This window comes from uncultured Dialister sp., from assembly GCF_900541605.1.
Classification (GTDB): domain Bacteria; phylum Bacillota; class Negativicutes; order Veillonellales; family Dialisteraceae; genus Dialister.
In genome coordinates, this window is the sequence record NZ_UQKJ01000165.1 from 1 (window position 1) to 3,670 (window position 3,670).

General features: G+C 53.0%; 3 protein-coding genes and 2 tRNA genes. 3 read left to right on the forward strand and 2 right to left on the reverse strand.

Features of this window, described 5'->3' with window-relative positions:
- Positions 1-182 precede the first annotated feature (182 nt).
- Positions 183-259: transfer RNA gene (locus QZR21_RS08590), tRNA-Arg, on the reverse strand.
- Between the two features lie 4 nt (positions 260-263).
- Positions 264-339 (reverse strand) — tRNA-Trp (locus QZR21_RS08595).
- A 727-nt stretch (positions 340-1,066) separates the two neighbouring features.
- Between QZR21_RS08595 and lpxC the strand changes: the two genes are divergently transcribed.
- The 3 genes from lpxC (at position 1,067) to lpxA (ending at position 3,471) form a co-directional block, all read left to right on the forward strand.
- The gene (gene lpxC / locus QZR21_RS08600) at positions 1,067-1,906 is read left to right on the forward strand and encodes a UDP-3-O-acyl-N-acetylglucosamine deacetylase (protein ID WP_296097802.1); all 840 of its coding nucleotides are present in this window, start codon (positions 1,067-1,069) and stop codon (positions 1,904-1,906) included.
- A 57-nt stretch (positions 1,907-1,963) separates the two neighbouring features.
- Positions 1,964-2,452 carry a 3-hydroxyacyl-ACP dehydratase FabZ gene (gene fabZ / locus QZR21_RS08605; protein WP_296974955.1) on the forward strand — a complete coding sequence of 163 codons (489 nt, stop codon included), beginning with the start codon at positions 1,964-1,966 and terminating at the stop codon, positions 2,450-2,452.
- Positions 2,453-2,658: 206 nt separating this feature from the next.
- Positions 2,659-3,471: an acyl-ACP--UDP-N-acetylglucosamine O-acyltransferase gene (gene lpxA, locus QZR21_RS08610; RefSeq protein ID WP_296097806.1), complete on the forward strand. Its 813-nt coding sequence runs from the start codon at positions 2,659-2,661 to the stop codon at positions 3,469-3,471.
- Positions 3,472-3,670 lie beyond the last annotated feature (199 nt).

Here is a 3,670-nt window from a genome sequence, read left to right on the forward strand (position 1 = left end):
CTGTGAATAATTAGCGCTTGTAAAAAGCCTATTTAATCAGCGTTTCCCTAGCAGCCAGGAAGGCTGGTTCGCCGCAAAGCGGCTGGTCAGCACAAGGCGCAAAGCGCAAGGTCCCGTGCCGGTGAATCCAATCGTAAATGCACATAAAAAATCCGCTAAACCTATGTTTAGCGGATTTTCTCTGGTGACCCAAGAGGGATTCGAACCCCCGACACCTTGATTCGTAGTCAAGTGCTCTATCCAGCTGAGCTATTGGGCCAAATTGGCAGGGGCAGAGGGACTCAAACCCCCAACCTACGGTTTTGGAGACCGTTGCTCTATCAATTGCGCTATGCCCCTATCATCGCTGAATGATTCCTCATCGCTTGCGACTGTATTATCATAGCAGATTGTTTCTGAAATTGCAAGGGGGAAAATGAAAGATTTGAGATTTGAGATTTGAGAGTTGAGGTTCAGCGGCTTCGCCGCAGACCCATCAGAATCCCTCTGTCACTTCGTGACATCCCCCTTTGAAAAAGGGGGACTATCCATTAGCGGCTTCGCCGCATCCATCCTGCGAAGCAGGAGATGGGGGCGGTTGGCTATGTACATAAACATGCAGTGTGAGACTACAGGTTAGTGATGGAGACGGTTTGAGCGACTTTAGCGAGAACCCCCTCCGTCGCCTGCGGCGCCACTTCCCCCATAGATGGGGGAGGTCATCAGAAACAGCGGCTCCGCTGCAGATAGAATCCCGATGCCTCTATCCCTGAAACGCGTAATTGCCCCTGCCGGAGGCTCTCTTTCCGAAAGAGAGCTGCCCACAGGGCCTGGCCCCGTCTATCTTCTACCGTCTACCAACTATCGTCTACCTGACCGCTGGCAGCTAAAAGCTCCCGCCCGTTCGCTCCCGCACCCAGCCACAGGCTGAAGACCCAATACTCGCGGCGCTATCTGATTTATGCGCCGCACCTCGATCTCGATCTCAGTCTCGATCTCGACAATCCCCATTCCCTTGTGTAATACTGTAAAAAACGGTATAATAAATTGATTATAAAAATAATTCATCAATGAAAGGTGTCTCATTGTGAAAAGAAGACAGCATACCATTCAAAAGCCCGTTTCCTACAAAGGAAACGGCCTCCATTCGGGCATGCCGGTCACCATGACCATGATTCCTGCCCCCGCAGGTACCGGCATCCTTTTCCGCCGCACGGACCTTCCCGGCCAGCCGGAAGTGCCGGCTGACAGCCGCTGCATCACCAGCACCATGCGGGCCACCACCCTGGAAAAAGGGCCGGCCAAGGTGTTCACGGTGGAGCATCTCCTGTCCGCCCTCTATGCCCTGAAAATCGATAACTGCATCATTGAAATGGACTCTCCGGAGCCTCCCGTAGGTGACGGCAGCGCCAAGACCTTCGTGGACATGGTGGAAGAAGCGGGCATCCGGGAGCAGGAAGAAGAAATCCCGATCCTCACCCTGGACCGGAGCGTAGCGGTGTACGAGGGAGAGAAGTTCATCACCGCCCTCCCCTACGACGGACTCCGCATCACCTTCACTTCCATCAATCCCCATCCCATGCTGGGCACCCAGATGCGGGACATTGTGATTGACCACGATTCCTACATCAAAGAAATCGCTTCCGCCAGGACCATCGGATTCACCTGGGAACTGGAAGCCATGAGGAAAATGGGTCTTGGCAAGGGGGGCACCCTGGAAAATGCGGTGATCTACTCGAAGGACGGATGCCTCTCGGTACCCCGTTTCCCGGATGAGCTGGTACGCCACAAAATCCTGGACATTCTCGGAGATATTTCCCTCGTAGGACCCCTCCACGCCCACATTATCGCCGTGCTGGGCAGCCACAAGCTGAATGCCGAACTTTCTGAAAAGCTGCAGGCCCTGAAAGAACAGGAAACCCGCTGACCATAAAAAATTCATACCGGTCCCGCCAGGGACTCCGGCTGTTAAGGAGGAACTGTTATGGAATTAAATGTTGAAGAAATTATGGAAATCCTGCCCCACCGCTATCCTATGCTGCTGGTAGACAAGATCATTGAAATGGTCCCCATGAAATATGCCGTAGGCATCAAATGCGTCACCATGAATGAACCCTTCTTCCAGGGCCACTTCCCGGGACACCCTGTCATGCCGGGCGCCCTCATCTGTGAAGCCATGGCCCAGGTCGGCGGTGTAGCCCTCCAGTATCCGGAAGAAAACCGGGGCCTCATCCCCATGTTCATCGGTATGGACCATGTACGGTTCCGTTCCCCCGTGCTGCCGGGAGACCAGCTGGTCACAAAAGCGGTCATCCAGAAAATCATCGGCCGCATGGGCAAGGTACACTGCGAATGCCACGTAGGCGACGTACACAAGGCAGAGGCCGATTTCCTCTTCTACCTCATGGATCCCAACGATTCACCGGAGAAGAAGGAAAAGGCAAAGGAAAAAGAAGCGGCTGCAAAGAAATAATATTTCCTTTCAGCACAAACCCGGTCATTTGGCCAAGAAATAACGAGAAAATAAATAAAAAATAAAGGATTCCCCTTATAAATCGCCATAAATCACCGTTTCAAATGGAGAGAAAACCAGGGATTTATGTATAAAGAGAATCATAAAAGCTGAAAACCGGCCGACAGTCAAAAATCGGCGCATCATAATAAAGGGGAATGGGAATTATGGAATTAAAAGTTATCAAATCGGCAGAACCGAATATCCATCCAACTGCCATCATCGACCCGACTGCCATCATTCACAAGAATGTGGTCATCGGACCTTACGCGGTGATTGGCGAAAACTGTGAAATCGGCGAAGGCTCCGTCATCGGCGCCCACGCAGTCATTGCAAAGAACGTACGCATGGGAAAGGAAAATCACATTTATCCCCATGCAGTCATCGGCGAAGATCCCCAGGATCTGAAATTCCACGATGAATACAGCACCGTGGTCATCGGCGACCACAACCTGATCCGCGAATACGTGACCATCCACCGGGCCACCGGCGAAAACTGCGAAACCCGGGTAGGCTCCTACAACATGCTGCAGGCCTACACCCATGTGGCTCACAACTGCAACTTCGGCGACCACATCGTCATGTCCAGCTTCTCCGGCGTGGCAGGCCATGTAACCGTAGAAGACCATGCAGTCATCGGCGGCATGAGCGGCATCCACCAGTTCGTAAAGATTGGTGCCTGCGCCATGGTTGGCGGCATGTCCAAGATTGTACAGGACGTATGCCCCTTCGTCATCGTCGACGGCAACCCGTCCCGGGTGGTAGGCCTGAACAGTGTAGGTCTGGCCCGGAACAATATCACCCCGGAAGTGAAGAGCTACCTGAAAAAGGCATACCGCCTCATTTTCCGTTCCGGCCTGAAGCTGAACGACGCCATCCTGGAAATGGAACAGGAACTGCCGTCCACTCCGGAAATCGAACATCTCCTCCGGTTCCTCCGGAACTGCGACCGCGGCCTCTGCCGTACAAGAGAAAGATAAGAAAATTCCCCTTTACTATGGACTCCCCGATATCGGGGAGTTTTTTATTGGGATGCAAAACCGTGGCGAGGTGAACGTGCGAACGGGCGGAGCTTCTAGCTTCTAGCTGCTAGCTGTTAGGAAAACTCAACAGCCTGCGGCGCTTCCATTACCATCTCTCAGTCCGGTGGACAGCTCTCTTCTGGGAAGAGAGCCTCCT